Source organism: Bradyrhizobium barranii subsp. barranii, from assembly GCF_017565645.3.
In the GTDB taxonomy this organism is placed as follows: Bacteria; Pseudomonadota; Alphaproteobacteria; order Rhizobiales; family Xanthobacteraceae; genus Bradyrhizobium; species Bradyrhizobium barranii.
Genome location: NZ_CP086136.1, coordinates 10,112,751 through 10,139,069, shown reverse-complemented (window position 1 = coordinate 10,139,069; position 26,319 = coordinate 10,112,751). Strand labels below are relative to the sequence as shown.

General features: G+C 58.7%; 21 protein-coding genes and 7 pseudogenes. 15 read left to right on the top strand and 13 right to left on the bottom strand.

Annotation, left to right across the window (positions count from 1 at the left end; genetic code table 11):
- Positions 1-207: 207 nt before the first annotated feature.
- On the top strand, positions 208-1,107 hold the full coding sequence (locus J4G43_RS49275; protein WP_225005867.1) for an SH3 domain-containing protein: 900 nt from the start codon (positions 208-210) through the stop codon (positions 1,105-1,107).
- Between the two features lie 146 nt (positions 1,108-1,253).
- On the opposite strand, the gene J4G43_RS49270 is transcribed toward J4G43_RS49275, so the two are convergent.
- The gene (locus J4G43_RS49270; protein WP_208089177.1) at positions 1,254-1,397 is read right to left on the bottom strand and encodes a transposase domain-containing protein; all 144 of its coding nucleotides are present in this window, start codon (positions 1,395-1,397) and stop codon (positions 1,254-1,256) included.
- 278 nt (positions 1,398-1,675) lie between these two features.
- Here J4G43_RS49270 and J4G43_RS49265 point away from each other — a divergent pair, with 278 nt between their 5' ends.
- The 3 genes and pseudogenes from J4G43_RS49265 to J4G43_RS49255 form a co-directional block, all read left to right on the top strand.
- On the top strand, positions 1,676-1,876 hold the full coding sequence (locus J4G43_RS49265) for a tyrosine-type recombinase/integrase (protein WP_208089176.1): 201 nt from the start codon (positions 1,676-1,678) through the stop codon (positions 1,874-1,876).
- Between the two features lie 140 nt (positions 1,877-2,016).
- Positions 2,017-2,376: a hypothetical protein gene (locus tag J4G43_RS49260; protein ID WP_208089175.1), complete on the top strand. Its 360-nt coding sequence runs from the start codon at positions 2,017-2,019 to the stop codon at positions 2,374-2,376.
- Between the two features lie 38 nt (positions 2,377-2,414).
- Positions 2,415-2,686 (top strand): annotated as a pseudogene (locus tag J4G43_RS49255) (thiamine phosphate synthase); the annotation flags it as partial.
- 15 nt (positions 2,687-2,701) lie between these two features.
- Here the strand turns inward: J4G43_RS49255 and J4G43_RS49250 are convergent.
- Positions 2,702-4,558, bottom strand: a complete 1,857-nt coding sequence (locus tag J4G43_RS49250; protein WP_208089174.1) for a hypothetical protein — start codon at positions 4,556-4,558, stop codon at positions 2,702-2,704.
- Between the two features lie 13 nt (positions 4,559-4,571).
- The gene (locus J4G43_RS49245) at positions 4,572-5,612 is read right to left on the bottom strand and encodes a M28 family metallopeptidase (protein ID WP_208089173.1); all 1,041 of its coding nucleotides are present in this window, start codon (positions 5,610-5,612) and stop codon (positions 4,572-4,574) included.
- A gap of 204 nt (positions 5,613-5,816) precedes the next feature.
- Between J4G43_RS49245 and J4G43_RS49240 the strand changes: the two are divergent.
- Positions 5,817-6,046: pseudogene (locus J4G43_RS49240) on the top strand (recombinase family protein); the annotation flags it as partial.
- Between the two features lie 169 nt (positions 6,047-6,215).
- Here J4G43_RS49240 and J4G43_RS49235 read toward each other — a convergent pair.
- Positions 6,216-6,683, bottom strand: a complete 468-nt coding sequence (locus tag J4G43_RS49235; protein WP_028182172.1) for a HEPN domain-containing protein — start codon at positions 6,681-6,683, stop codon at positions 6,216-6,218.
- Between the two features lie 268 nt (positions 6,684-6,951).
- Between J4G43_RS49235 and J4G43_RS49230 the strand changes: the two genes are divergently transcribed.
- Positions 6,952-8,295, top strand: coding sequence for an IS1380-like element ISBdi2 family transposase (locus J4G43_RS49230; protein ID WP_208089172.1), 1,344 nt, complete (start codon positions 6,952-6,954; stop codon positions 8,293-8,295).
- 126 nt (positions 8,296-8,421) lie between these two features.
- On the opposite strand, the gene J4G43_RS49225 is transcribed toward J4G43_RS49230, so the two are convergent.
- The gene (locus tag J4G43_RS49225) at positions 8,422-9,396 is read right to left on the bottom strand and encodes a GmrSD restriction endonuclease domain-containing protein (RefSeq protein ID WP_208089171.1); all 975 of its coding nucleotides are present in this window, start codon (positions 9,394-9,396) and stop codon (positions 8,422-8,424) included.
- A 286-nt stretch (positions 9,397-9,682) separates the two neighbouring features.
- On the opposite strand from J4G43_RS49225, the gene J4G43_RS49220 reads away from it, so the two are divergent.
- From J4G43_RS49220 to J4G43_RS49195, 5 genes and pseudogenes are all read left to right on the top strand, one after another.
- Entirely contained in the window at positions 9,683-9,988 is a 306-nt protein-coding gene (locus J4G43_RS49220; RefSeq protein ID WP_225005606.1) for a recombinase zinc ribbon domain-containing protein, read from the top strand.
- Between the two features lie 146 nt (positions 9,989-10,134).
- Positions 10,135-10,374, top strand: a pseudogene (locus J4G43_RS49215) (IS256 family transposase); the annotation flags it as partial.
- 60 nt (positions 10,375-10,434) lie between these two features.
- A pseudogene (locus J4G43_RS49210) lies at positions 10,435-11,594 on the top strand (IS110 family RNA-guided transposase).
- Positions 11,595-12,073: 479 nt separating this feature from the next.
- Positions 12,074-12,729 (top strand): annotated as a pseudogene (locus J4G43_RS49200) (transposase); the annotation flags it as partial.
- Between the two features lie 310 nt (positions 12,730-13,039).
- The gene (locus J4G43_RS49195) at positions 13,040-13,705 is read left to right on the top strand and encodes a recombinase family protein (RefSeq protein ID WP_208089170.1); all 666 of its coding nucleotides are present in this window, start codon (positions 13,040-13,042) and stop codon (positions 13,703-13,705) included.
- 118 nt (positions 13,706-13,823) lie between these two features.
- On the opposite strand, the gene J4G43_RS49190 is transcribed toward J4G43_RS49195, so the two are convergent.
- Entirely contained in the window at positions 13,824-14,861 is a 1,038-nt protein-coding gene (locus J4G43_RS49190; protein WP_038381005.1) for an IS110 family RNA-guided transposase, read from the bottom strand.
- Between the two features lie 126 nt (positions 14,862-14,987).
- Positions 14,988-15,827 (bottom strand): IS5 family transposase, encoded by an 840-nt coding sequence (locus J4G43_RS49185; protein ID WP_208089169.1) that lies wholly within the window; start codon positions 15,825-15,827, stop codon positions 14,988-14,990.
- A 115-nt stretch (positions 15,828-15,942) separates the two neighbouring features.
- Here J4G43_RS49185 and J4G43_RS49180 point away from each other — a divergent pair, with 115 nt between their 5' ends.
- Together J4G43_RS49180 and J4G43_RS49175 are read left to right on the top strand one after the other, a co-directional pair.
- Entirely contained in the window at positions 15,943-16,839 is an 897-nt protein-coding gene (locus tag J4G43_RS49180; protein WP_225005600.1) for an IS110 family RNA-guided transposase, read from the top strand.
- Positions 16,840-17,125: 286 nt separating this feature from the next.
- On the top strand, positions 17,126-18,151 hold the full coding sequence (locus J4G43_RS49175; RefSeq protein ID WP_208089168.1) for an IS110 family RNA-guided transposase: 1,026 nt from the start codon (positions 17,126-17,128) through the stop codon (positions 18,149-18,151).
- A gap of 528 nt (positions 18,152-18,679) precedes the next feature.
- Here the strand turns inward: J4G43_RS49175 and J4G43_RS49170 are convergent.
- Together J4G43_RS49170 and J4G43_RS49165 are read right to left on the bottom strand one after the other, a co-directional pair.
- Positions 18,680-18,997 carry a site-specific integrase gene (locus tag J4G43_RS49170; protein ID WP_208089167.1) on the bottom strand — a complete coding sequence of 106 codons (318 nt, stop codon included), beginning with the start codon at positions 18,995-18,997 and terminating at the stop codon, positions 18,680-18,682.
- Between the two features lie 52 nt (positions 18,998-19,049).
- Positions 19,050-19,454 (bottom strand): annotated as a pseudogene (locus J4G43_RS49165) (ATP-binding protein).
- A 277-nt stretch (positions 19,455-19,731) separates the two neighbouring features.
- Here J4G43_RS49165 and J4G43_RS56290 point away from each other — a divergent pair.
- A pseudogene (locus J4G43_RS56290) lies at positions 19,732-19,897 on the top strand (IS5/IS1182 family transposase); the annotation flags it as partial.
- A gap of 27 nt (positions 19,898-19,924) precedes the next feature.
- Here J4G43_RS56290 and J4G43_RS49160 read toward each other — a convergent pair.
- Both J4G43_RS49160 and J4G43_RS49155 read right to left on the bottom strand, forming a co-directional pair.
- A complete protein-coding gene (locus J4G43_RS49160; protein ID WP_208089166.1) occupies positions 19,925-20,554 on the bottom strand; it encodes a hypothetical protein in 630 nt (209 codons plus the stop codon).
- A 1,811-nt stretch (positions 20,555-22,365) separates the two neighbouring features.
- Positions 22,366-23,325 (bottom strand): replication-relaxation family protein, encoded by a 960-nt coding sequence (locus J4G43_RS49155; RefSeq protein WP_208089165.1) that lies wholly within the window; start codon positions 23,323-23,325, stop codon positions 22,366-22,368.
- A 199-nt stretch (positions 23,326-23,524) separates the two neighbouring features.
- Between J4G43_RS49155 and J4G43_RS49150 the strand changes: the two genes are divergently transcribed.
- On the top strand, positions 23,525-23,713 hold the full coding sequence (locus tag J4G43_RS49150; protein WP_028153890.1) for a zinc finger CCHC domain-containing protein: 189 nt from the start codon (positions 23,525-23,527) through the stop codon (positions 23,711-23,713).
- Between the two features lie 35 nt (positions 23,714-23,748).
- On the opposite strand, the gene J4G43_RS49145 is transcribed toward J4G43_RS49150, so the two are convergent.
- Together J4G43_RS49145 and J4G43_RS49140 are read right to left on the bottom strand one after the other, a co-directional pair.
- On the bottom strand, positions 23,749-25,872 hold the full coding sequence (locus J4G43_RS49145; RefSeq protein ID WP_155258175.1) for a type IV secretory system conjugative DNA transfer family protein: 2,124 nt from the start codon (positions 25,870-25,872) through the stop codon (positions 23,749-23,751).
- Entirely contained in the window at positions 25,862-26,305 is a 444-nt protein-coding gene (locus J4G43_RS49140) for a hypothetical protein (protein WP_208089164.1), read from the bottom strand. Before J4G43_RS49140 ends, J4G43_RS49145 begins: the two co-directional genes overlap by 11 nt.
- Positions 26,306-26,319: the final 14 nt, after the last annotated feature.

Here is a 26,319-nt window from a genome sequence, read left to right as displayed (position 1 = left end):
CTGCTGCGGCTGGAATGGACAGCACGTCGGAAGGAGGCGCGCTCGTCAGTTCAATCCTTCGAATTGGCCCCGCCTGTGAGGCTTCTCGCTTTCGGGGGGAGTGGGGATCCCTTTTCTGCGATCGACTAAACTGCGCGCTAAAGTCGCACCAGATTTTCACCCTGAACCTTGAGCTGCCAAAGATAGTGCCCTAAGGTTGTGGGGATTATCATTTTAAACTCGTTTCGTTCGGCCGTAGGTGCTCTTCCAGGAAGGAAGAGACCATGCTGGGCCGCGCTCCGCAGACGGACGCTTCCGCTCGAGCGCATAGTTGCGCTCTGCGTCGGGGACACGATCGACTTCAGGGGACCGGGCCGGGGCCGGCAGGCCTTCCCACACAACAAGGAGGAACTAATTGCAAAGACGAACGGGCAGGCGATGTTCGACATTGCTCGCAAGGCGCTTGAGGATATGGCGGCCTTCGTTCCCGGCTATCAGGGCGCGGTCGCCAATCCTAAGAAATTCTGCCATGGCTTCGGTGTGTTTCAGCGCGATCTGCAGTTCTTCAAGGACGACCCCGAGTACTTCCTCGAGCGGCGTTATGAGAGCTTCGCCAATTCGCTCAAGCATTGTCTCGGCGAATTACAGCGCCGACTGAGAAAATTCGGCTTTGAGTCCAGGACAAGCCTCACCGACCTCGAATTCGCCAAGGTCGCGATCGTCTATAACACCGGCGGCTACAACTCGGCCAAGGGGTTGAAGCAGGGCACTTCGACGGCGAAAAAATATTACGGCGAACGAATCTTTGACTTCCTGGAATTGTGCCGTACCGTGGCCGCTGGGAGAGCGCTTGCGGCCGGGCGCTACGTAGTGATCGCACGGGGAGGTCTCAAATTGCGAGGCGGACCAGGAGCAAACTTCGAGTCCGAAAAGACGCTTCCAGCCGGCACCGAACTGAACGTGGTCGAGAACGACAGCCAGGAACCGTCTTGGGTATGCGTGGATTTGGAAGGAGACGGTCTTCTGGACGGATACGTCTTTGCGAGCTTCCTCGCGCCGGCTGAACGACACGTGGCCGGACGAGAGGACGTCCCCGAGCCGGCCGACGACATGGCTCCTGTAGTCTAGCGTGCGCGAACGGAGCCTTGAAATGCGATAGCGCCGTGATGGATGTCCTCCGCAATCCGATCGCCACAATAATCCTGTTCGGGTCTCTCTCTTTCTCCAAATATGCAAGCACGGAAACAGCGGACTTCGCGAGGTCAACGCCTTTCTCAAGACGCCGTATCCAGCACTTTCGAGGTGAGCGTCGTTCTCAGCCACGGCTTTGAGGTGTTTCGGCAATGGACCGACGGAAGCAGCTCGTCGATGTCGCTGTTTGGATCGCCGTTGACGATCCTAGTGAGGGCGTCGGTCAAGCGCGCATCCGCGATACGCCGCACCTCTCACGCTTCGGTGGCCACGAACTAGTCGTCCGTTCTTTAATCGCGGGTACGGTGTCAACCCCGATTAGACAAAAATCATCCACTGCCGGGTTCATGGTTCTTTCCGCGGTCGTCTCTACAGCCGCCGCATGATGGCGTTCAAGAGGTGTGCATCTCGATGTGAAGAGCGCGGTGCATAACGCCCGCAGGGACGACTTCGAGATTGCCAACACCTTCGTCCCGGCAGGGACGCTTGTTCCGCCGAAGGCGGTATGGTGGAGCGCGCTGGTGTCGAAGCCAAGCTAGGCTTTCCGGCTCATCCTCACATGCTGCGCCACGCCTGTGGTTTTGCGCTGGCCAACAAGGGCCACGATACGCGAGCGTTGCAGGCTTACCTCGGCCACCGCAACATCCAGCACACGGTGCGATACACCGAGTTGTCGCCGGGCAGGTTCAAGGACTTCTGGCGCTGACGGACATGGCCGGGCCTGATACTGGCTCAACCAGGTCGCGAAGGACCCTTAGCGGAAAACAGCTTGGCCTGCTGGCAACATACGACACAGCCTGATCCGCCCCTTCCTGAAGGACGGTCTAGCCCGATAGGATGCTCTTCTTGACCCCTGGGGCAGATATGGCGCGGCCATCGAGAACGGGCGGCAAAACGAGCGCGGCGATCGCCCGCAACGCTGGCCCAGCAAAGGGCCGCAAGACCACCAAGACCAAGCCCCGCATTGCGCCAGCGGCCACCCGAGCTAAGCGTCATTCGATCTCCGATCCCAGCAAAGACTTGCAGTCCCGCGAGCAACAGGCGGCGACGGCCGAGATGAAGGTGATTGCCAGTTCACCTTCGGACACGACGCCGGTGTTCGAAGCGATCGCGACCAATGCCAAGCAGTTGATCGGCGGCTTCGCATCGGCATTCACGTCGGCGATATTATTATCGAAGACGATGATCCCATATCCTCAAAGGTGATTTCTACCTTGCAGTTTCTGACGGCTTGTTCCCCGCCGGCGAAGCCGGACTACATCGCGCTCGGCCCGATTTTTCCGACCACGCTGAAATCGATGCGCTTCGCGCCGCAGGGCATTCCAAAAATCACCGAGTGGAAAAAGCGCATCGGCGACATCCCGCTGGTCGCGATCGGCGGCATCAAGTTCGAGCAGTCAGCCGAGATCTTTGCCGCGGGCGCGGACTCGATTGCCGCGTCAGCGACGTCACGCAGAACGTCGACCCCGACGCGCGGGTGCGGCAATGGCTCGCAGAACAAGCCACCGCCGCGTGACCCTCCATCACAAGATCATGGAATGATCTTGTGATGCTTGAAGTGTTTCTCGAACACGGCCGCGTGCGGCTCGCCGGGAAACAGCGCCTTCGCCTTGGCGACCGTCGCCAGTGCCAGCGTCCGCATCGTGAAATTGCTGCCGATGCCGGACATGCCTTCGAGCACGACCTGGTCGACCGACTCGATGGTTTCGCCGGCGCCGGTGAGTTCGAGCAACGAGCTCACTAATGGCGTCGACCACAGCTCGTCGGATTCGAAGCTGCCCATCGACTGGTGTGCGCCGTAGGTGCGATTGGGATCATACCTCGCATTGAGCCGGTCGGCCCGTCGTCCGCCCCAGCACGCATCGATCCCGTCCCACTCGAACACTTTTACCGGATCGACCTGAAAACCATTCTTGATCTGTTTGCGCTGGCTGATCGCCCAGTAATCGCCAAAACCCTCGCCGATCGCGCCGGAGTCTCCGCCGCCCCAGTCAACGTTGATATGGTCATGAATCGCGTGGCCGAGTTCGTGGAAGATCACGTCAGTGTCCTCGTTGTCGTCCACGCAGCCATGGCCGAAGGCCAGCCGGTCAGAGCCGGGCACGAAGTGTGAATTGTCGGCTCCATTGAGACCGTCAGTGTCGACAGCGATGCCATTCGGAAACAGATCTCGCGTTCCGGTGTATCCGATCTTCTGAAGATAGGTGATGCTGCTATTAATGTAGAAATAGGTCATGACGTCGTTGAACGCGTTGTCGCCGCGGCGTGCGGTCCATGTCCCCGTCGATGTCGAGGGCGGACGGCTGACGCCTCCGTCGCCGGGTTCGAAATCATCTATGCGAACCAGCGGACCCTGCAGGTTGAGCTTGCCTCCGGCCTCGCTCAGCCCGACGAGGGCGACTTCAACATAGGCTTTGTCGAACTTGGAAGGCGGGTCATTGTCCTCCAAACCGGTATCGTTCAGGCTGGATACCGGATTGGGCTCGAACACCAGTCCCTTGCCGGTGGCGACCTTCGCTGTCTTCTTGTCGACCGGCATCATGCTTTTCATGCGCTGATTGAATTTCGCCAGCGCGGCCTCCCGATCCGCGGGTACGCCGGCGGCGGAGAGATCGGGGCTGCCGGGCAAGTCGCGCTTGTGCTTGCCTTCCTTGATGGCCCTGTCTTTCTTAGAGACGATGCGACCGGTATTCGCATCCACACGGTATTCCCAGTAGCCGAAGGGCTTCGAGACCGCCATCTTGACGACGTAGACCAGCGTCAGGACATTGTTCTCATTCAAATAGGCCTTCTCGGCCGTCGGCGGCTCCAGATATTCGCCGCTCGCATTCAGGTCCTTCCACACGATGTCTTCCGCGGCTTTTTGCGAGACCTCCGCCGTCTTCTTGACGGAGGCGACGCTCGCCGTTGGGACGTCGACCACATTGCGCGCGACGGATTGCACGGCGCCCTGATCGCTCACCGTCAACTGGACCTGGCTGTCGATGATCGGGATGTCATCCAGCCTCTGTTCCATGCTGACATAGCGGCCGGTCAGGGTCTCGCGGGTACTCTTGACGACCAGCTTGGCGGCGTTGCCCTCAAGACCGAGTTCCTTCGCGTTCTGTGCGACGAAGCTTTGAACCTGGGCGGAAATCGCCGCCGGATTTGGCGCCGTGCCCTTGAGATCGAGCGTTGCCGACGGCAACGCCGACAGGCTCTTGACGACGTTCTTGTCCGCCGAGGGCGCGGCCGGGGCGGCGTCCGGCAGGTAGATCGTGTTCGGCAGACGGTTGATGGTGTCGCGCGTCTGGGCGGCGGCGGGCCAGGCCGCGCCTGCGGCAAACGCAGCCAGACATGAGATGATTATCTTCTCGCGGAAAGTGGCACTTCCTGTCGTTATCAACATTGGCGTGCTCCGGTCAGGATGATTTGAGTTCCGCAGTGGTGGCCAGGAAGGCGCAGACAAGGCGGGCCACGTCGGTCAGCCGCGCCATATCGACCTGTGCGATCTTGTCCTGCGTCGTATGATAGAAAGGCGCATCCGCCCCGCCGTCGTAGAGACCGATGCAGGGGAAGCCCTTGGCCTCGAACGGCATGTAGTCGCTGCTCCAGATGTCGGTGTGCTCGACCGTCATGCCGGTATAGTCGGCCGCATGTTGCGCCATCTGCAGCCCGAAAGCCTTCGCCGCGGCGTCGTTTTTCGGGTCCTTGTTGCCCATGTCGTATTCGACCACGATGTTGGTCGGGCGTTGCGGATCGACAAAGCCGACCATGTCGAGGTTGACCATGACGTCGATAGCCCATCTGTCCCTGGCGGCCTGATCGGCGACCGCCTGGCTGCCGAACAGCCCCTGCTCCTCGCCGCCGAAAGCCGCGAACATCACGCCGCGTTTCAGGCCGACGCCGGCGAAGATGCGCGCCATCTCCAGCACCACGGCAATTCCGCTGCCGTCGTCGTCGGCGCCGGGAGCCGACACGCCCGGCGTTTCCGAAATCGAGTCGTAATGGGCGCCGATCAGGACAAAGCCCTGATCTAGCCGCTCCGGCGCGCATATCACGCTGCGGCCGACCGTTCCGTCGCCCAGTTTGTACTCGACAAGCTGGACGCGGCTGGCGTCGTAACCAAAGCCGATGAATTGCTGCTTGATGAAATCGCAGGCCTGGGCGAGCGTCGGCGACTTCGACCAGCGGGTCGGGAATGCCGTCAGCGCCTTTAGCGTTTCGTTCATGCGGGCGCTGTCGATCTTGCCGATGACCGTCTCAATGCCGGCGTCCTTCTTCTTGCTCTTGGACGACTGACTGTCGGTGCGCCCGCGCGCCTTGTCGCGCTTCTTCTCTTCCAGAGGATAGAGCTGGGATTGGTGGGCGCGGGACTGGCCCGTCATCGCGGCGAGCACAAGACCGCCCAGTGCAATGCACCCCTGACGTCGCGTCATGAAATGACGATTAAGAATATGCATGTCTGGCATCCGCGTTAGCATCAGCCGCAAAATCACAACGCGATCGTAGCGCGCCTTATCAATCAGAAAGTGTAATCTATATCACACTCTTTGCCTAAAACATATTCGGAGAAGCAGGCAAACGCGGTCGCGTCGGCGTTCGGACGCTGTTGGGCAACGCCGACCTCTTCAGAAATTCAACACAACCCGGGACATCCCCGCCGGGCCACCCTCATCATTGCCAAGCTCGACCGCTTGGCTCGAAACGTTGCCTTCGTTTCCAATCTCATGGAGTCGGGGACCGACTTCGAAGCCATCGATTTTCCTCAGGCGAACAGACTAACCACATTTTGGCCGCCGTCGCCGAAAACGAAGCTCAAGCGATATCCCAGCGGACCAGAGTGGCTCTGGCGGCCGCCAAGGCGCGAGGCATTCGCCTCGGTGGCTTTCGAGGCCGTGCAGGTACCTGCAACTGCAGATGTGGGTAATTCAAAGCAAAGAGACCCCGTCTGGCGGAGTGGGTGAGCGATCGGCTATCGGCTGCTGAGTTCGTGAGCCGATGTGAGCTTCTATGTCTGCGCCTAGCTAAAGAATACCGTTCGGCTCGTAAAAAGCAGTGGCAGGTCATCCAAGCACTATCTTGCGTATCAGGCCCACTGCTCTGTTGTGAGCGTCCCAGTATCCATCAAGCGATGGACGGCTTATATTGATTTGTTCTCCATGCGAAATGGAGTTCCTTAACCCGTACAGAGAATCCAACTTCTCTTTGAGATCCGACTGCTTCGCGGTGGCCTCAAATTGCTCTGCCCAGCGTGGATCAAAGGACCCCAGCAGCTGAGTAACTTTTTCGGTCTGATAATTTGTGCCGCGCTCTAGTTTCTTGGAGACAAACCGCTTTACCGCGCCGTTCCCACTGATTCTGGCGTATTCTATCAGAATGAGCTGTATAGACTTATCGATGTTGGATGAAAGTAGAACGCAAATATAGCGATGCAACAGCGTAACGATTTGGGGATCGAGGGCAGAGGCGTCAATTAAATCAATATAGCTGCGCGCTCGCTTGACCAACTTATCAAGGTCTGCGTTTATCATCGCGCTTTCGATATATAGTCGTACGCCAGCTTCATCCGCTCCATGACGCGCACTTCGTCCGCCGTCGAGCGATTTATACTCTCCGCAAATTGTGGAGCCGCGAGGAGTTCACTGTAGCAGCTGAGGAAGCTTTCAGGCTGCGTTATTGGCGACGCACCTAGCCCGTCTTATTCGTAAGAGTGCGCCTGAGGGGTAAAGCGCTGATGCGGCGTAGGATTCGGTTGCGAAGCCAACCCCATCACCTCCAACCGCGAACGCCACGCCCGCCATGACCGACGATACGATTCCGCCCTTCTCGTTTCCAGCCGTTCACGCCAAGAAAGTCACAGCTGCCTTCGATGGTGGGCGCCTAACCTCGAACGGGGGCGTGATGCTTCTGGCGATGGCCGAGCGGCGTCTCGGTTTGGCCAACAATCTGGCCCGGGTGTTCCCGGATCGGCGCGATCCGACGCGGGTCGTGCACAGCCTGGTCGATATGCTCCGCGCTCGCATGTTCGCGATCTGCTGCGGCTACGAGGACGCCGACGACCTCGATCATCTGAGGTCCGATCCGGCATTCAAACTGGCCTGCGGACGGCTGCCGGACACGGGCCGGGATTTGTGTTCCCAGCCGACGCTGTCGCGGCTGGAGAATGCTCCGCGCCTGCGCGACGTGATCCGGCTGACCTACATTTTGGTCGACGCATGGATGGATAGCTACCCGCGCGAGCCGGCATCCGTCACGCTCGACATCGATGATACCTGCGACGTCGTCCACGGCCATCAGCAGCTCTCGCTGTTCAACGCTCATTATGACGAACGCTGCTTCCTGCCGATCCACGTCTACGACACGGAGAAGAGCCGGCCCGTGGCGGTCGTGCTGCGGCCCGGCAAGACGCCGGGCGGCGTCGAGGTGCGTGCCCTTCTGCGCCGCCTGGTACGGCATATCCGGACGCGGTGGCACAACACGCGAATTACGTTCCGTGGCGACGGGCACTATGCCCGGCCGGAGGCCATGGCGTGGTGCGAGACCAACGGCATCGACTACATCTTCGGTCTGTCCGGTACCAAGCCGCTCGCCAGAAAAGTCGACGAGGTCGCCGACGACATCCGCACCCGACGCGCCATCGAGAACCTGCCGGTTCTGCGTGGCTATACCGAGACGCGCCACAAGGCAAAGTCCTGGGATCGCGAACGGCGCACTGTCGCCCGTATTGAGGCGACGATGCTCGGCCTCGACATCCGCTTCGTCGTCACCAGCCTCGATGTCGGCTCGGCCGAGTGGATCTACGACAGCCTGTATTGCGCGCGCGGCCAAGCCGAGAATCTGATCAAGCTGCATAAGACGCAGCTCGCCTCCGATCGCACCAGCTGCCGTTCGGCGCTCGCCAACCAGGTCCGTCTCGTGCTCCATACGGCCGCTTATTGGCTGATGCTGACCGTGCGCGACGCCATTCCCAAAGCCCGGGAATTGGCCGCTGCCGAGTTCGCGACGCTGCGTCTTCGGCTCTTGAAGCTCGCCGCCCGTGTCGTCGAGACCACGAGCCGCATTCGCCTTGCGTTCGCCGCGGCATGTCCCGAAGCCGACCTGATCCGCGGCTTGCCAGGTGCGCTGCTGCCGCTCGGTCCTTGACCGGCGGGGCGTCCGCCCCCCGTTCGCCCAACCTATCCCTCAAGCGCGTTGCAAAGTACCGGTCGTCAGGCGGCGAAAAGCCGAAGGCAATCCTGTGCGCCTCGTCAGACAAGATGTGCGGCCGCATCAATCGGGCCCAAAAGCCGCACTCTCACGAATAGGACGGGCTAGCCTTCTGGCGGTAGCGACCATTACTGAGTCAAAGACGGCTGCGTTGAGTGTGCCGCGCGGTCGAAAGGCCTTTTCTCCGACGGAGTTTCGAATAAAATCGATGCTGGATTTAAACGCATTTACGAATTCGGCCTCGGGCCGAACGTTGAGGTTTCTGTTCTTCGCCATGAAATTATTGAAGAACACATTCATGGGGCGTTCATACGTTACGTCAGAGAAGTAGAAAGCAAAGAATCGAAGTATCAGCTCTTGATCTTTGAGGCGCTTGCTCGGGCTTCCAAAAATGTCGCGCCAAGATTCATGCGCGTTCACATCGTGAAGCATCTTGGCGAACGGCCCGTAGTTCAGACAGACGCGAATCTCTTGAGAAGAGAGTCGCAACCCTCCGGTGTTGATTCGTTCGAAGACATAGTAGATGCTTTGATCACCAAATCTTGGCTCGTCTTGTTGGAAAATGGTTGCGTGGACGATCGAATCTTCTAACTTCTGCCTATCCGGCTCCTCCAGCTCTTCGTACGTTTTGCCCAGCCATTTCTTGCTGATATTCGTGAGCCTAAACTTCTTTTCAAAGAACAAGCCCGACCAAAAATACTGAAGCGTCTTTAGTCGCTGCTGTCCATCAATGATCAAATGCTTATTGGTGTCAGGCTCCTTGTAGAGAAAGATGCCCGGCACAGGGAGGCCAAGCAGCAGAGATTCGATAAATCGTGAAGCCTGATTTTGATTCCAAATGTATGCGCGCTGAAACGGGGGTACAAAGAATGCACCAGTATTGAGACGCTTCACCAATGAGTCGACCGTGTAGTCCGCGCCATAGCTGGTAATGTTAAAGCCGACTATGTCCTCAGTGTCGTTGTCTGCTTCGTCGTCAACGCCTTCTTGAAGATCTAATTCATAGTCTTCCGGTGCATCGTTGCCGGTCTCTGTCATTTGTGGCTTCTCCTTCGAAACCGGGAAGGCGGGCTGGCAGCTAGGCATTCACGCCATATCGAATCCTAACCAGAGGGTCCGTATCCAAGTCAAGATAGACAGTGGGAAAGGCTTCTTCTGAACAAAGGCCTCTGCGCCCCTGTGCGAGTGCTCAGCATCATGAATGTGCCGCATTCTCTGCACGTTCACGGTGCATATTGAACAGGCGCGCGTCCTGGGCGATTGCGCCTCATGCGCTGGCGAAGGCCGGTATCGTCCGCCCGGGTGCAGCAGCCGATGGCTTTACGTGAGCTGGGAAAGGTTCGAAGCGATCCGCACCATGGTCTCCGGCAACGTTCCAACCGGCAAGCATCACGGCGCGCCCAAGCATGGCGATGCGCTGCTCGCTGGCCTGATCCGCTGCAGGCGCTGCGGCCGGAAGCTGACGCTTCGTTACTCCGGCACACGCAATCACATCCCGCGTTACAGCTGCAACCGGGCCTGGATGGACAATGGTAGTTCCCATTGCAGCGCCTCTGGCAGCCTGCGCGTCGACGACGCCATCGAGGAGCGCTTCCCGGCGTGGTTTGCCTTGGCGCCATCGCCGCGGTGACGACCGCGGCTGCTGCGGCCACGCAGCAGAGGGATCAGGTCCGCGAAGTCCGACCGCGCCCTTCGGCAATCCAGCGAATCGTCTGGTCGCCGGGGAGCTTGGGGCAGCTGGAACCGTTCGCTTGCCCATGTCGCCGAGGTTGAGAGCCCGAGGGTGACGTGCCGGCACCGCCCGGATCGGGGGTTTCGAAGTCGGCGGCCTCGCGGAGGTTCGTCGCGCTGTCGGCGGCGCGGCTGGCCGACTTCATGGCTGCCGATCTGTCCGCGCTCGACCTTCTGGTGGTCCAAATCGATGGGCTGCATCTCGGCGACGATCTCGTGCTGGTCGCCGCGATCGGGGTTGACGGCGAAGGCAACAAGCATCCGCTGGCGCTGGTGGAAGATGCTATGGGGCGGTGGCGAGGATATTGCATCTATCGTTGCTAATGTGAACCGATGGAGCGCCCCATGCAAAAGTTGAACGATCTGAGCCGATCGCCGAGCCCACTCGATCCGGACGGCACGCTGATCGCCGTTATCGAACTGAGCCTGTCGAGCTGGCTCGTCGCCGGCATTGTGCCTGGTGTCGAGCGCCAGCCATTGAAGAAGCTCGCGGTCGATGAGAGCGCATTGCTGAAATTGCTGCATCGATGGCGAGACGAAGCGGCGAAGGTTGGGCATCACATCAAACGCATCGCTGTCGCTTTCGAGGCCGGCCGTGACGGCTTCTGGCTGGCGCGCTGGCTCAGGGCACATGATATTGAGGTCCACGTCATTCACGCATCGAGCGTCGCGGTATCGCGCGAGCACCGGCGCGCCAAGACCGATCGGCTCGACACCAGCTTGCTCAAACGCTCTTTTCTCGGCTGGCTGCGCGGCGAGCGTGATCACTGCAAGATGGTGGCGATCCCGACAATCAAGGACGAAGACGCCAAGCGGCCCAACCGCGAGCACGAGAGCCTCGTTGGAGATCGGAGTCGGATCGTCAACCGAATGAAAGCAGCGTTAATTCGGCTCGGCATCCGCGGCTTCAATCCCAAGCTAAAGAAGGCAGCCGGACGCCTTGAAGATTTGCGCACTCCTGAGGGAGAGCCAATACTGCCCAACATGTTGGCTGAGCTGCGTCGCGACATGGAGCGCCGCCGGCTGATCAATGATCAGATCCGCCAAATCGAGGATGCTCGCCTGGAACGCATCGAGCAAGCGCCCGGTGATGGACCAAACGCCATGGTGCTCCTACTGGCGCGGTGATCGGGGTTGGCATCGAGACGGCCGACATGCTGGTGCAGGAGGTGCTGGCGCGAAACATGCGCGATCGACGGGCCGTCGCACGTTATGCGGGCCTCACGGGTTCGCCCGACGAGAGTGGCATAAAACGGCGAGAGAAAGGGCTGGCCCGTTCCGGCAACGCTCGGGTTCGACGCGGCATGATCCAATTGGCGTGGCGATTTCTCATGTTCCAGAAGGACAGCACCTTGGCGCAGTGGTTTCGAGGCCGCACTGAGAGCGCCCGCGGCACTCGCAAGACCATGATCGTGGCCTTGGCGCGCAAGCTTCTGATCGCCCTGTGGCGGCTGGTGCGCGAGGGCGTGGTACCGGACGGCGTCGTTCTGCGCCCGGCGCAATGAACGGAGGTCACTGAAGGCACCCGACAGTTTCGGCCCAGTCCGTCCGCTTGTGACGGGCCGCCGATGACGGTTCGAGGTGGCGGGGTCCCGAGTTGCCCCATGGCTGTCATGCCGAGAGGAAGAATGGGTCCGCCGCCTCGGAGCTTCGCTGCCGATGCGCATGACTGCATCATGGTTCGGGTCCCTGGACCCACCGGATACAAGGTTGTGGCGCGACTGATCCGCGCCCGAAAGCGGGCTCCCCTCTGATCGTCATCCCGACCGCACCCACCGTGCCGGCGTGCTCGAAGCTGTCAAGGTATGGCCTCGCAAGAGCGAAGCATCTCGAAAGGTTGGTCCGCCGGCCAACCTTGACAGCCCCTGCGCGCGACGGCCTGGCGCTGCCGCGGGTCGGGACGAAGAAACGGGCTTTCAGATCGAACAAAGAAACTGACGAAGGACAAGACATGCGTTGCACTGCCGAACTTCTTGACAAAAGAAGCCTCATACAAGGGGCGACCGAGAATGCCGCAACGGTTCAGGCCCTGCTGGACAATTTGGTCTCGCGCGGGCTCGACCCGACGGTGCCAAGACTGTTCATCGCCGACGGCGAAAGCGTTGTCGAAGGCGATCCGCCGCACCTTCGGTTCGGCCGCTGCGATCCAGCGCTGCCAGATCCACAAGGCGCGCAACATCATGGAACGCCTGCCGAAAGAGCATCATGCGGCCACCCGTCGGGTGCTGCGCCAGGCCTGGGAGCTCGATGACGCCGACAAGGCTGAAAAATTGATCCGCAATCTCGCGCGTCGGCTCGACCAGCAATGGCCCGGCGTAGCGGCGAGCATCCTCGAAGGCCTCGACGAAATCCTAACTGTCGTCCGGTTGAAGCTGCCGAAGGAGCTTCGTCGATCGCTCGCCTGTACCAACATCGCCGAGAACATGATGGGCACCATTCGCCGCGTCACGCGCAACGTCAAACGCTGGCGGAACGCCGGTATGGCCTTGCGATGGGTCGCGGCCGGCACGATCGAGGCCAACAAGGGCTTCCCGACGATTGAAGGCGCATAGGCAATTGTCGGTTCTGCGTGCGGCCCTTCAAGCTCACCACGATCGCATGACGATCAAGCCCGTTGCCCACATCACGAGGGTCGCATAACATTCATGCCGGCAACGTCGGCCCGACGTAGTTCAACACCGATCGGGACATCCCCGCATTGTTTGCCGCCTAGCATTTTAGCTGCTGGAAAGTACATGATGCGAGGATGGGAACAAGGACGATGCCTCAAGTCCACTATCAATTACATGACGAGCCACCAGCTGGACACCATATGCGGTTAGCTAGCGCTTTTGATCTTCTATTTGAGTCCTGAGAATGCGCTCCGTTATTGGATGTGTTCATCATCACGTTGCACCAACCGAGTCGACTCATACCGGGGGTCGGGACTAAACTTATCTCTATAGAGAGTATGAACCACGAAGAATTGGTACCAAGCACAAAGCTGATTGCAATATACGCGAGGGTCTCGACTACGCGACAAGAGGAGGAGGGAGCCGTCGAGACCCAGTTAACAGCGCTCCGAGATTTCGCTCGTCAGCGCGGTTATAGCATCGTCAAAGAATACATTGATGAGGGCTGGAGTGGAGACATTCTTGTCAGACCGTCGCTGGATCAGCTCCGCCAGGATGCGCGAGAAAAAACATGGCAAGCCGTTTTGGTCTATGACCCTGATCGGCTAGCTCGACGATATTCCTACCAAGAACTGGTGATGGACGAATTGCGAGAGGCCGAAATTGAAATCATATTTGTTACTGTTTCTGCCCCGAAGAATAGCGAAGAGAAAATTTTGCATGGTGTGCGAGGTCTGTTTGCTGAGTATGAGCGCGCAAAAATCGCGGAACGCTTTCGGCTCGGGAAACTTCGCAAAGTAAAAGAGGGCCACATCCTCGTGAGTGAGGCTCTCTATGGCTATAACTACATTCCTAAGAGTCTTCTCTATTCGGCCGGATTTAGTCAAGGGCTTGATTGGGTGCCTCCTTGGGTTCGGTACCGCTCGCGGGGCCGTGCTTCTCTTCGGGATCAGCCGTATGGCTCTCCCAGCATGGGATCAGTAGAACGAGACGGAACAATCTGACTCGCGTGCTGATCGCAAGGACGCGACCGTACAAGAGCCCAAAGCGAACTCATCTCGTCCATCGTCCCGCGAGGGACCTCCTCCCGCTAAACAACGGGTGCGTGGACCGCGCGTCGCACTATTGTGCCGCGGGCGTGGCCTCCCGTGTCCAGCGGAATTCCGTTCCGTCGCTCCACATGCGGTGCATGATGACGGCGAGCCGCCGCGCCAAAGCGACGATCGCCTTCTGCTGCCCGCGTCGTTTGGCGATCTGCATGGCCCACGCCTTGAGCCAGGACCATTTCTGCACCCGCGTCAGCATGACCTGTGCGGCCTCATAGAGTAGCGCTCGCATGGCTTCATCACCGCACAGCGAAATCCGGCCGATGCGGTGGCTTTCGCCGGACTGGTTGAGAACTGGCGTCAATCCAAGGGACGGCCCGACGGCTTTCGAACTCTTGAAGCGGGCGGGAACGTCGATCGTGCTGATAAAGGCCAGCGACGTGACGGGGCCGACACCAGGGATCGTCATCAACCGACGACAGACCTCGCTTTCCCGGGCAAGTAGAAGCACTTTGCGATGCAGTTGTGTGAACTGTTCGCGTAAAACGCGTCGGGCGACGAGAAGCGGTTCCATGAGTTCGGCCAGCTCCGGCTGACCGCCGACGAGTTCGTGGATACGTTGTTCAAAGCCGATCACCCCCACAATTCCGACCTTCAAGCCGAAGTTGCGTAACAGCCCACGAATGTCATTCTCGATGGCAATGGCCTTCTCCTGAAGCAGCTTGCGACCGGCAAGCAGGACCCGTCGCTTTTGGCTGATCAGGGTCTTGACGTGGACAGGCCGGAACAAGCCGACGCGCATCATCTGCGCAATGCCACGCGCATCATTGCGGTCGCTCTTGTTCACCTGCGCCTTGAGGAACGCCTTGGCATGTCGCGTCTCGATGCAGATTACCGGCAGGCCAGCCTCCGCCAGCCCGCTGAACAGCCATTGCGACAGCGGTCCAGCCTCGAGCCCAATCCGATCAAACCGCCAAATCGGATCGTTGAGTGCAGCAAGAAGATCGTCCGGGTGACTCACCAACTTCGCTTCCCGGCAAATGCGGCCCGTTTCGTCGACAATGCACAGGGACGTCTCTTTGACCGACACGTCCAGTCCAGCGTAATGTTTCATGCTGCGCTTCTCCGTCTGATGCTTGTGGCTGTTCGAAAACAGACCACGTTTATCATCAACCTGAAGCGCAGCACCCTGCTAACGCGGGGCTCAGCAACAGGCCGAATACCCCATCTGACTCAAAATTCATGACTTAACGTTGGCCGATCTGGCGATGCGGCGCAGCAGCTGTCGGGTTGATGCGACAAGGAGCCATGCTTCAGCCGAGGTGACGGAAGCCTCCCAATCCTTGGCGAGACGTCGGCAGCGGTTGAGCCATGCCAAGGTGCGTTCGACGACCCAGCGTCGGGCAACAATAACGAAGCCTTTTGCGTCATCCGGGCGTTTGACAATTTCAATCGTGGGCCCGTCGATTTTCCGGAGTGCGTGTTCAAGCTTTTCTCCGGCGTAGCCGCCGTCAGCAAACAAGTGTGCAATAGTCGGGTAACTCGCACACGCCAAAGTGACGACGGCCGGGGCACCGTCCCGATCCTGAACATTGGCCGGGTGCACGATGGCGCTCAGCAAATTTCCTTGTGTATCGGTGACGATGTGGCGCTTGCTACCTTTGATCTTCTTGCCCGCATCAAAGCCGCGCGGCCCTCCGCTCTCGGTCGTCTTGACTGATTGACTGTCGATGATCGCCGCCGTTGGTTGCGGCTCCCGTCCAGCAAGTCCACGCGCGATTTCAACCAAGGCTTCATTGATCAAATCCAACGCCTCGCTGTCGCGCAAGCCATAAAAATAGTACTGGACCGTCGTGAAGGGAGGAAAATCCTTCGGCAGAAGCGCCCATTGGCATCCAGTCGTCGCAATGTACTGGATCGCATCCCATACCGATCGCATGCAGGTCTTGCGCGGGCGACCGACCTTGCTCGGCCTTGGCATCAAAAGCTCGATCAAGGCCCATTCCGCATCCGTACAATCGCTTGCATAGCGGAGCTCTCGTCTGTCATGCTGACAGCGGGTGATTTCGGTCCAGGTCATCTGCTTCTCCGATGGCTTCGAACACCTCGAAGAATCACAACCTGCTGAAATCACCCAACTTTAGTTTCCGGTCGGCCTCTTAATCCTGGTGCCTTGACTGACCTGCTTCGCAAACATGCGCGCTCATGCCGAGCGTATCGGCTTTGAGACCGGGGCGATGGCGAGTTGGCTATGGCATGAACTCCGCAGGGTTGAGCTTCCGGTGGTCTGCATCGACGCTCGGCATGCGCACGCAGCTTTGTCGGTCCGTATGAACAAGAGCGATCAAAATGATGCACGAGGCCTTGCCGAACTGGTGCGGGTTGGATGGTATCGAGAGGTCAAAGTCAAAAGCGAGGAAAGCCAGAAGATCCGAGCGATCCTCGTCGCCAGATCTCGGCTAGTGTCCATGCGCCGAGACATCGAGAACCAGGTCCGCAGCTTGATCAAGGAATGTGGATTACTATTCCCTCGCGCGATCGGCCAACAGTTCCGCGACCAGGTCAGCGAACTCTTGGGCGTTGATCATTTACTTCTCAGCGTGATATCGCCGCTGCTCTCGATCCATGAGAACGTCTGTCAACAACAGGGTAAGTTCGACAACGAGGTCCGCCGGTTGGCAAAGCTGGACGAGACGACGCGTCGCCTGATGACGGTCCCAGGTGTCGGCGTCGTGACGGCCCTAACGTTCCGCCACACGATCGATGACCCCTCGCGCTTCCGATCGGCTTCGACAGTCGGCGTCTACCTCGGCCTTACGCCGCGGCGCAGCCAGTCCGGCGAAACGGACACCAACGGAAAGATATCTCGATGGGGCGACCGGCTTCTCCGAACTTACTTGTTCGAGGCCGCCACTGTCCTTACTATATCGAACCAAAAAGTGGTCTTCCCTCAAGGCCTGGGGCATGAAGCTCGCCAAGCGGATCGGCATGAGGAGGCAAAGGTCGCCATCGCCCGAAAAATCGCCGTGATTCTCCACTGCATCTGGGTCGATGGCACATCGTTCGACTGGGGCCAGCCGAAGCCAATCTGATATTTGCTCGCAAGTTACTGGTCCGGTCCGCCGGGCTGGCGATGTCCCGCTGGGACGGTAGTCGTGGTGACCTCGGTCAATCGGCTGGTGGCGGCTGGCCCGCGCTCCGCTGCACACGTTGAGGCACCCGATCCGGACATCATCATGAGGCGCGTTTTGCGAACTCGGAAAATGAAATGGACGCCTCCCTCCCAAATCGGTAGGAGCGTCAAGAGAGCGTGCCACCCGGCAGGGAGGATCAAAGATGCCTGGGTCAGCGCGCTTGCAGCAAAATAGGAGACCGAGCATGAAAGATATTCGAGCGGTCGTTGGCGTAGATATAGCCAAGCATGTTTTCCAGTTGCACGAGGTCAGCAAAGAGACTGGCGAAATCACCAGCGTCCGACTCAAGCGCAAGACATTTCTGGCACACTTCGCGAATCGTCCGACATGCCTAATCGGTATGGAGGCCTGTGGCGGCGCGCAGCATTGGGCACGAAAGTTGGTCGCATTGGGCCACGAGGTAAGACTACTGCCCGCTCTGCAGGTCAAGGCGTTTGTCTCCGGCAACAAAAATGACATGGCTGACGCTCGGGCAATTTGGATGGCGGTGCAGCAGCCAGGCGTCAGGACGGCAGCGATCAAGACAGAAGCACAACAGGCGGTGCTCGCGATGCACCGGATACGGCAGCAGCTAGTAAAGTTTCGCACCGCGCAGATCAACGCGCTGCGTGGCCTATTGACTGAGTACGGCGAGGTCATGCCGCTAGGACGCAGTGGCATTGCCAGGCGTCTACCGGGCATCCTCGCCAACTTGGCGGATCGATTACCCGCCGTATTGGTCGATACGCTGCGCGAACAATTCGCGCGGATCGGTCGGCTCGATGAAGAGGTTGTCGAGATCGAGCGCCGACTACGTGATTGGTACAGACAGGACGATGCCTGCCGGCGGCTGGCGGAGGTTCCGGGCGTCGGTCTGCTGACGGCCACGGCAGTGGTTGCGGCGGTCGGTGATGCCAAAACGTTCAAGTCTGGGCGCGAGTTTGCCGCATGGCTGGGGCTGGTGCCTTGTCAGACCGGCACGGGTGGGCGTGTGAAGTTGCTCGGCATCAGCAAGCGCGGCGACACTTACTTACGCACGCTGTTGATCCATGGCGCGCGGTCCGTGCTAACACACAGCAAATCACCTCCAGAGTGGATTGTGAAACTGGTCAAGCGCCGACCGATCAATGTGGCCATCGTGGCGATGGCAAACAAGACTGCGCGTACGCTATGGGCGCTTCTGGCCCATGGCCAGCTGTACCAGCGTGAACACAACAGCTCGCCGGCGTAGGTCGTTCGCCCCGCAATTCAGCCAGCGAAAGGGTGGATCTTCTGAGGTTGCGTAAGTCCCGTGAAGAGTGATGGCAAACAGGTCGGACCGTGATCCACTAAACCTGAATGGTCCTTTGGGCTTCGAGCCCTCTCGGAAAATGAGGCGTGGATCAGCGAATTCCATCAGGGCCAGCAGGTATCCCACCTGCACAAACAGGCCGGATATAAAACCGCAGCCGTATTCTGTGTGGCATCCCTTCTAAGCGAGCCTTGGCAAGCGGGAGGCGTCCATATAAAGGACCATGACCCTAGCGAAGACATCACAAAACCCGGGCGATCTAATGCCTGGCCGACAGGCAAGTAAGCCGCGCCCGCGCCGTCTCCGCAACCGGACCAGCTCCGACGGCGCGAGCACTACCACCGAGCCGTGGGCGAGTTCAGAAATGTAAGCTTGACAACAAACTGCAATTAAAGGGCCGAATGACAATATCGCAGCACGCGGTTGCCCGGAGCCTCGGCCTGGCCCAGGGCACGGTTAACAAGTACCTCAACCGATGCTGGTTGTCGCCGCGCTGCGGTGCGTGTGGGCCACCGAAACGCGGGACCATCGTCCCGTCGACGGGGCGACGAAATAGGCGTCGATGTCCTCGGGCTGAAGCTCCCTGAGTTGCCGGTTGGTCTGGTCGCACCAGCGCAGCAAGCTGCCGATCATCCGGCTCCATTGCTCCACCGTCGATGGCGAGAATCCGCGCTCATCGCGCATCCATGTCACATACCGGTCGAGTTGGTTGTGGTACCGGAACACAACGGTCGGTTCACGCCACCAACCGAGAAATCGAAGCCAAGGTCGTCCGATGTCGACCACTCTTCGCGCGACAAACAGCCTGAGAGCTCTGGGGCGATCGGGCGCGCGGTATTCAAGCTGTTGTCCTATCGTCGGCCCGACGACGCAGGCTATCACCCTTGAGCTCGATGCGGTGGGCGTTGTGAATGATGCGGTCCAATATGGCGTCTCCGAGCGAGGGATCGGCAATCACGTCATGCCATTGCGACACGGGGAGCTGACTTGTGATCAACAATGATCCTTTGTCGTAACGATCATCGACGACCTCGAGTAGATCACGGCGCTGGTCGGCAGTGAGCGCTTCGTCCCCGGTCGTCCAAGATGAGTAGAGTGACGCGCTCCAGCGCCGCGATCAGCCGAGCGAGACGACCTTCGCCACGCGCCTGGGCGAGATCGGCGAACAAGCGGGGCACGCGCTCGTAGGGGGGGGCGAGAAGCCATCGCGGCAGGCCCTGTTGCCGAGCGCGCAAGCCAGCAAAGACTTGCCAGTGCCGGTCGGACCGATGACGAGATGGTTGTGCTCGCGGATTCATTGGCAGGTGGTGAGGCTCTGAAAGAGGGAGCGGTCGAGACCGCAAGCGGTCCGATAGTCGACATTCTCGATGGTGGCGGCCTGACGGAGCTTGGCACTGTTTAGGCGCAGTTTGGATGCTTTGGAGGGCATCGATATCGAGGCGCTCCAACGGATCGCGACCGAGCGGCAACGCCTTCATGGCCCAGCCTTGCCAGAAGGCGGCAGACGGTTGTCCTGGTCCCGCTGCCATCTCGTAGGCCGTGCGCGACGCTGCAAACGTCATCCTCTCCGCCATCGGCCACAATCTCCGCCGCGTCCTCGCCTGGCTGAGAGCTCTGCTGCGCCCAATCCTGCTCGCCCTATGGCAGCCATTCGCCGCCATGCCGGCAGTCAGTTGGGCTTCTTAACGGCCGACTATATCGACCCGCGCTTCGTTATCGATCGGTCGCCGCCTTGAACCTGTTCTGTTGCCGTTCAATCGGTGTTATTTCATCATACTGAACAGGCTTCCACACTACATACATGGCAGCGGTTGTAAGTGCAACGTAGCCGATCACGTACGTCACTGCGAACGATAGCAAATCCAGAGAAACAATTGCGCTTGAGTTCTTTGACACAAGTATGAGAAACGCGACCATGCTTATTAGAGCGATTGCGATCACAAACGCTTTGTTATGATGACGACGAAACTCTGCGGCAGGATCCGCAAAATGCACGTTAAGGTTGTAGCTGATGTTACCCAGATGCAAAGTTTCCTCTGTCACACCTAGCTTCTCACACTCACGCAAGAAAGATCGCAACAAAGAGATGGTCTGATCATGCTTATCATTGAGCAGGGCCATAGCAAGACCAGTTAGCGGCACAGCGAGTAACACGAGTGCCCTAGTGCGCAGTTCCTCGGTCCCATCCTTTGAGAAACTGAATGCGATGACGAGGAGAGAAATCGTCAGAAAGATATAAAAGGCATTCTGCCTCTGAGCAATTCTGGTGTTCACTTCGCTCCAAGCAGCAAGATAACGGGCATCTGCTGAAACAGTATTGAGTCTGGAACTGGTATCACTCACGGCCAATTCTCCCAAATATAAAGGCCGACGGTGTCGGCCTTTGAGTTCACACTAAATGTTATTTGCGGCAGCGCGCAGAATGTCCCTCTCATGAGGCGTCAACCCCTTAAGGAAGTGCAACGCGTCAAATGCTGTCCAGGGATTCTTGCTTGCTGCCCTCACGAGCTTTTCTCTCTCTTCCGGGCTGAGACTGTTCGCTTGAATGAGTCCGTCGAACGAGTCCCCGGGATTCGTGCTTTCAGTGATTATCTCAATGAGCCTTCCGCGTTCACTTTTAGAGAGATCACTGTACATCCCCAGCGCTCGAATTGCTCGGCGTGCTGGACGCAATTCTTCATTCACGTCTGGCATATTGAACCTCCTGAGACGTCACGTCGTCCCGAACAATTTCAGGGCCGACGTTCGTCTCACGAGGCAAAGCAATTCTGCCGATACGACTTGCGGGTGTATTGTAGCGCACGCACACGCAATGTCAAATGCGTGCAAGAGTTGGCCTGCCCCGCATGATATGGCCGAAGTGCTTCCGGGTGTTCAGTAACGAACGCGATAACTCGCTGCCGCCTTTCCTTTCCGCGGGCCGCACTTCCGACGCTCGCCCCAGCGTCGAGCCAAGAGGGCACATGCTCCGCGACGCGCGCGTAAATGGATCGCCAACGCGGCGCAACGGCTCCGGGTTTGATCCCAAGTGCTGAAGAAAATTCCTCGTCGGTCAGATGATCCGCGGCACGCTCTAGGACCTGCTTTTCGAGGCGGGTGAAACCGCACTGCGGCCGGCGATATACGAAGACGTGGCTGACCATTGACCCGGGCAGAACCCCTTCAAAGTCCGATTTCCTAGCTTCAAACACCACCTGTTCTTGCCTCGAAATTTCCTCCGAAAAAGGCAAAGGCGCTCCGGCGGGAATACGATGGCGTTCGCGGAGGCCCACAGCTCGAAAGGCTTCCGCACGATCAGCAGAGGTCTTTTTGATAACGCGTGCAAGCCGATATCCGCAATGTATGCGCAGGAAGCTTTGCTGGCTGGCTGCAGGCCTGGGCCTCTGGGTCAATTGGGTTGTTTGGACCTGCAGCCAGAGAAGCGGAAAAGCCGTAAGTCCAGGACCGGCGTTGGCGTCAGCGACTTGGTCATGACTTAGAAGCGGGCCGCGCCCACCGGATTGCCGAGTTTGGCAAAGAAGTCCGATCTCAAGATGGGGATATGGCGAGGTATGGCACTGAGCGACATAGGACTCAGCGAGAAAGCCCGTCAGTCCAAAGGCGGCGAGGACAGGTCAGCGAGATGGGTTGTCGAGGTACTCTATGGCGGCCCCTCGCAAGACATCTTCAGAGATCTGGCGCGCAAGTAGATCGGGAGGATTTCTTGCCAACTGCGGCGGCACCGGGAGGTCTTGGATGATCCAAGTTGCAGCATCAACGGCGTCCCTCGCCGCTACGGCCCGTGTCCGGCTTAAGCGAAACGTGGCAGTCTCTGAGGGCCCGAGCGGAGACAATTCCTCCCACCACTAATTTTAGGTGTTGATCGGCATCCCTACTAACGCGAAGGTTGACCCGCAATACCGGGGAAGATTCCTGGTATCCCTTGCTTGCTCAAAATTTCGAATAACCAAGTTGTGCGGCAAAGTCGTTTTTGAATCGGAGGCGAATCATGCGCAGAGGAGTTCTTGTGCTCTTGGTCGCTGCTGCTGCTTGCGCTTTAAACATAAGTACCAGCTATGCTCAACAGGGTGCCTAAGTACGAGGCCAATTATAAGGCTGTCGAGGTCTTTCTTGAGCTCACTCTTTTCGGAAGCGCAAATTGCGCGCAGTTCGCCTCATGCGCGTGGGCCTGGTGTCAATCTCGTATTCTTCTCCAATCCATCGCGCCATACCTGTTCGATCGGACCTTCGACGCGCAGCTCGTCCCGCAACGCGAAGAAGAACAAAGTCGGGCCCGGATCTTCCGCCTTAAGCCGTTGCAGTGCTCCGAGCATGGATTGAAGGCGCTGTTGATCGGTTGTCACAACGAGTACGCGGAATGTCTTCCAACCGAATTGCTGCATATGTCGCCCCTCGGCATAAGCGGCGAGATACGCGCGCATCTTTCGCTCAAAGCCGGATTGGGTGACATCTGCTCGCGTGATGGGCATGATGCCACGGTCGATCTCTACCATAAAGCAGCGGCGGGACCCGTCCGGAAACATCAGGCCGAACACAAGGTCGGGAATCACGCCGATATCGAGCGAACTCCCGTCGCGCGAGATGCTGCCCCGCAGCGCGAACGGATTTCGCTTCTTGCGGGTGCTCTCAGGTGAACTCGTGATAATCTCCTCGGGATGAAGCAGCCTTACGTCATTCCGACGACGCGTGGACTGTTCCAGGGCGACGTGAAAGTCGACGACCTCCAGCTGATGCTGAATGAACGGCCGGCCCGCTTCCCGGTTTTTCCGGCTCCACTCGAGATTTGCGAACTCCATTCCTCGCTCGGCAAGAAATTGTATACCGAGGTCACCAAGGGCGTAGACCATAGGTGTCGATCCGGACGTGGGGTAGTAGTCGAGCTGCGCCCGCGGCCTATCCACATATCCAGCATGATATAGGCGGCATAGTCGATCGTTAGCGCGATCCAGTGAGCGCCCAACCAGCGCTGCAATGTGAGTGGATCGCAAGAAGCGATAGCGAGCTAGTTGCTGCAGGATAAGCGCGTCACCGTCAGTGATGCGAAAGAGAACGGGTTCTGACGAGCGGCGGAAACGGGGCCGACGTTTCGAAGCTGGGGTTAAGGTCTCGTCCATCGGAAAGCAATGTATCAGATGCCTTCGCATGCAGGCCGTCTGTCCCTGTGTACCCAAGAAAAAGTGAACAATCATTACTGCGGCTCTTCCTTCCACATACCGGCACATGCACAACACGAACCGACGCTCGCACGGCTGAATCGAGCAGACGTGCGATACTACACGGCCTATCTCTTCCGTCGGAAAGGAGGTGGTTCACATGGATTTGGACAGCAAGATCGCGCGCGTCAAAGAGCTGATCGCCAAGCGCGAGGACTTAAACGCCGAACTCGGCGAGCTTCTCGGCGGCGTGGTTCGCGAGCGCCGAGTTCCCAAATGCTCGAAATGCAACGAGCCTGGACACCGCGCGAGCGCATGTCCTTCAAAGACGGTCGACGCAGCGAACTAACAACAAGCCCGCTTCGGCGGGCTTTCTTCTGTGTGCTATGAACGCCAATCATCACCGTCCCGCTCAGGGACAGCCGCCGATCCCGCATTGGGCGGCTCTTCTGATGAGGTTTGCCGCTCCCTAACATCCGTCCGAGAAACTTCCGTAGACACTGGCTTGACCGCGTAGCGCTCTCGAATGCTCTTCCGAACAGCATTGTGCTCATCGGCTGTCATCCGCGGCGCCCTATTTAGGTCGGTGGCCGGGATGCCGACCGACAGCGCGGCATTTGTCACCCCGCGGACATAGGCGGCGAAATGGTACTGCGGCTGATTGAGGATGAATTCGGGGGTGGTTCGCATGTCGCGCGCGAGCGCATGGGCCGCCGCGTCGCTGATTTTTGAGGCGAACTTTATTGCAGTTGCACCATAGAGTGCATCGAGGACGTGCGGTTGCATCTGCTGCAATCGCTGATGCGCAAGGACCACGCCCACATTCAGCTTACGCGCCTGGTCAAGAATGACCGGGATCTTTGGGTCACGCTTGATAAAATCCTGGCATTCGTCGATGTAGACGAAACAGGGGAGACGCTGATCCTTTGGAAGAAGCTGACGCTTATGTGCAGCGAGCAAGATCATTGAAATGAAAAAACGACCCACGATCTCCACGCCGTCTTCTTGAAGCAGGCTTTGCGGAACATTGATGAGAATGACCTTCCCCGCACTCATTTCAGTGAAAAAGTCGAACTTGGATCTCGGCGCCGCAAACATCCGAGACAGAGTGCGGATGCGCTTAACAGCGAATAGCCGGTCAACGACCTGCTCCTTGGTGCGGTCGAACTCCTTGCTGTTGAACTTCAGCTCGAAAAAGCGCCTCGCATCAGAATCAAGGACGAGCAGATGCTCCTTGAATTTGGCAAGGCCTCCGGGCTGCATGAGATCAATGAGCGTGTCGATTGTAGCTGACGGGATCGTGAGAAGAAGTTCGATCGTAAAGTGAAATAAGGTATTCTGGCGACTGGTCATCTCCGCCGAAAGTAAGGCACTGAAGATGTAATCGTAGAGCGCGAGCACGGCGTTTCGGAAGCCTTCGTGCTCCGCCGGCGAGTAGGAGTGCGTCTCCCCGATGCCGACGTCAAATAGATTGAGCGCGACCGGCCATTCGACATCTTCGGCATCGATGACGACGAGCTTGCCATCAAGGCGTTCACCGGGCGCAAATACCCTGAGGCCTTCGATCGCCTTGATCAGATCGCGGTTGCTTTCCATGACGACGATGGACGCTTGATCTGCGGCTACAAGCTCAAGGTCGCGCAAGATTAGGTATTGGAGAAGGGTCGACTTGCCGGCGCCTGGCGGCGCAACAATCCATTGGTGCTCGAAACGAGCCTTTGCGGGAATGCAAAAGGGTATTGGGCAGAGGAAGAGGTCGAGAAAAGGCGTTTCCCTCAAATAGGCTTCCGCGAGCTCCATGGGAGGAAGATCGGAGTTGTCTGCCTCGACGAGCCGCTTACGCGGCTTCTCATCGTTCGGGGAAACGCCCGAGGCGAGACATACATTTCTGTACAGGCGGTCTTGGAGCGCTGAAAATAGACCTGCTTCTGCGGTCTCCCGCTGGGAGATCGTAGCTATCAGGCGGGCGATGAGATCGCCCGGATTGCGGAGAAGACACACAACAGGGACGGTGAGTGGCGGTGCCGTGTCATTGGTGTCCTGTAGGTTTGGTAGCGCCGAGGCAATCGCTTCAAACACGCCGGCGAGCGTATCCATAAGGAGCTCGGCGACGCGCTCGTCGTTGGCAAGGAAGTGCTGTTTGGCGCGCAGGTACTGGCGAAGATCAACATGCTCCTTCAGGGAGAGAACAGCAGTCTTCAGGTCGATTTCCGGGAAGGCAAAGATCGCGGTCTCAAGAGCGAGAATCTCTTGCTGACAGCGGTCGAGTGCGTTCAAGAGCGTAGATGAATTCGGCAGATCGACAGCCTCGCCGACCCGTTCGGCGATCAACGTATTTACATGCTCAATCGCCTGGGGATTGGCCCAGAGCGAACCGACATACGTATTGCGCACTTCATTGTAGAGGCCGATCGTTTCAGCCAGATCACGCGCCCGTTCGTCCGTGAAACGCCGAAGAAACGGCGTGAACGGGGACGGAGGCACGTATTTCGGAAGCTTAGAACTCAACGACGTCCTCCCGCCCGTCGAAGGTCTGTGCCGTTTCAAGATACGCCTTGAGGTTTTTGCAGGCATTCAGAATGGCCGCTTCGGCGCCAAGCAGCTCGTCGAGATCCTTGCATTCGATGTGTTGGCCGCTCATCAAGGTCTCGACAGTGATCCGGAGCGAAAGCGCCATCATGGCAGCACTGGCAATGCCGCGAGCGCTTTTCCAAAGCGAACGTCCAGTGGTTCTGCTTGCGCTCTCATCGAAGTGACCGTACGCCGCCTCCCCGTGTTTCTTACGCGCCTCGCTGTCGTATACGGCGAGCTTTCCAAGCCCGTACTTACTCACCAATCCTTTTTCGTCGGACGTCAGATCGGTGCGTGCATCGAGAGCAAAGATCACTTTTCCGCCCAGCATGCCGCCCGTGCGCTGTGAGCGCTTGAGCTTTAATTGCATGGGATAACTCCTCT

What these genes read in the sequence shown, in the direction of transcription:
- J4G43_RS49265 (WP_208089176.1), top strand. Translation starts at nt 1,676, where the DNA reads ATGGTGGAGCGCGCTGGTGTCGAAGCCAAGCTAGGCTTTCCGGCTCAT.
- J4G43_RS49250 (WP_208089174.1), bottom strand. Translation starts at nt 4,558, where the DNA reads ATGTTGATAACGACAGGAAGTGCCACTTTCCGCGAGAAGATAATCATC.
- J4G43_RS49245 (WP_208089173.1), bottom strand. Translation starts at nt 5,612, where the DNA reads ATGCATATTCTTAATCGTCATTTCATGACGCGACGTCAGGGGTGCATT.
- J4G43_RS49235 (WP_028182172.1), bottom strand. Translation starts at nt 6,683, where the DNA reads ATGATAAACGCAGACCTTGATAAGTTGGTCAAGCGAGCGCGCAGCTAT.
- J4G43_RS49230 (WP_208089172.1), top strand. Translation starts at nt 6,952, where the DNA reads ATGACCGACGATACGATTCCGCCCTTCTCGTTTCCAGCCGTTCACGCC.
- J4G43_RS49225 (WP_208089171.1), bottom strand. Translation starts at nt 9,396, where the DNA reads ATGACAGAGACCGGCAACGATGCACCGGAAGACTATGAATTAGATCTT.
- J4G43_RS49195 (WP_208089170.1), top strand. Translation starts at nt 13,040, where the DNA reads ATGAACCACGAAGAATTGGTACCAAGCACAAAGCTGATTGCAATATAC.
- J4G43_RS49190 (WP_038381005.1), bottom strand. Translation starts at nt 14,861, where the DNA reads ATGAAACATTACGCTGGACTGGACGTGTCGGTCAAAGAGACGTCCCTG.
- J4G43_RS49185 (WP_208089169.1), bottom strand. Translation starts at nt 15,827, where the DNA reads ATGACCTGGACCGAAATCACCCGCTGTCAGCATGACAGACGAGAGCTC.
- J4G43_RS49180 (WP_225005600.1), top strand. Translation starts at nt 15,943, where the DNA reads ATGCGCGCTCATGCCGAGCGTATCGGCTTTGAGACCGGGGCGATGGCG.
- J4G43_RS49175 (WP_208089168.1), top strand. Translation starts at nt 17,126, where the DNA reads ATGAAAGATATTCGAGCGGTCGTTGGCGTAGATATAGCCAAGCATGTT.
- J4G43_RS49155 (WP_208089165.1), bottom strand. Translation starts at nt 23,325, where the DNA reads ATGGACGAGACCTTAACCCCAGCTTCGAAACGTCGGCCCCGTTTCCGC.
- J4G43_RS49150 (WP_028153890.1), top strand. Translation starts at nt 23,525, where the DNA reads ATGGATTTGGACAGCAAGATCGCGCGCGTCAAAGAGCTGATCGCCAAG.
- J4G43_RS49140 (WP_208089164.1), bottom strand. Translation starts at nt 26,305, where the DNA reads ATGCAATTAAAGCTCAAGCGCTCACAGCGCACGGGCGGCATGCTGGGC.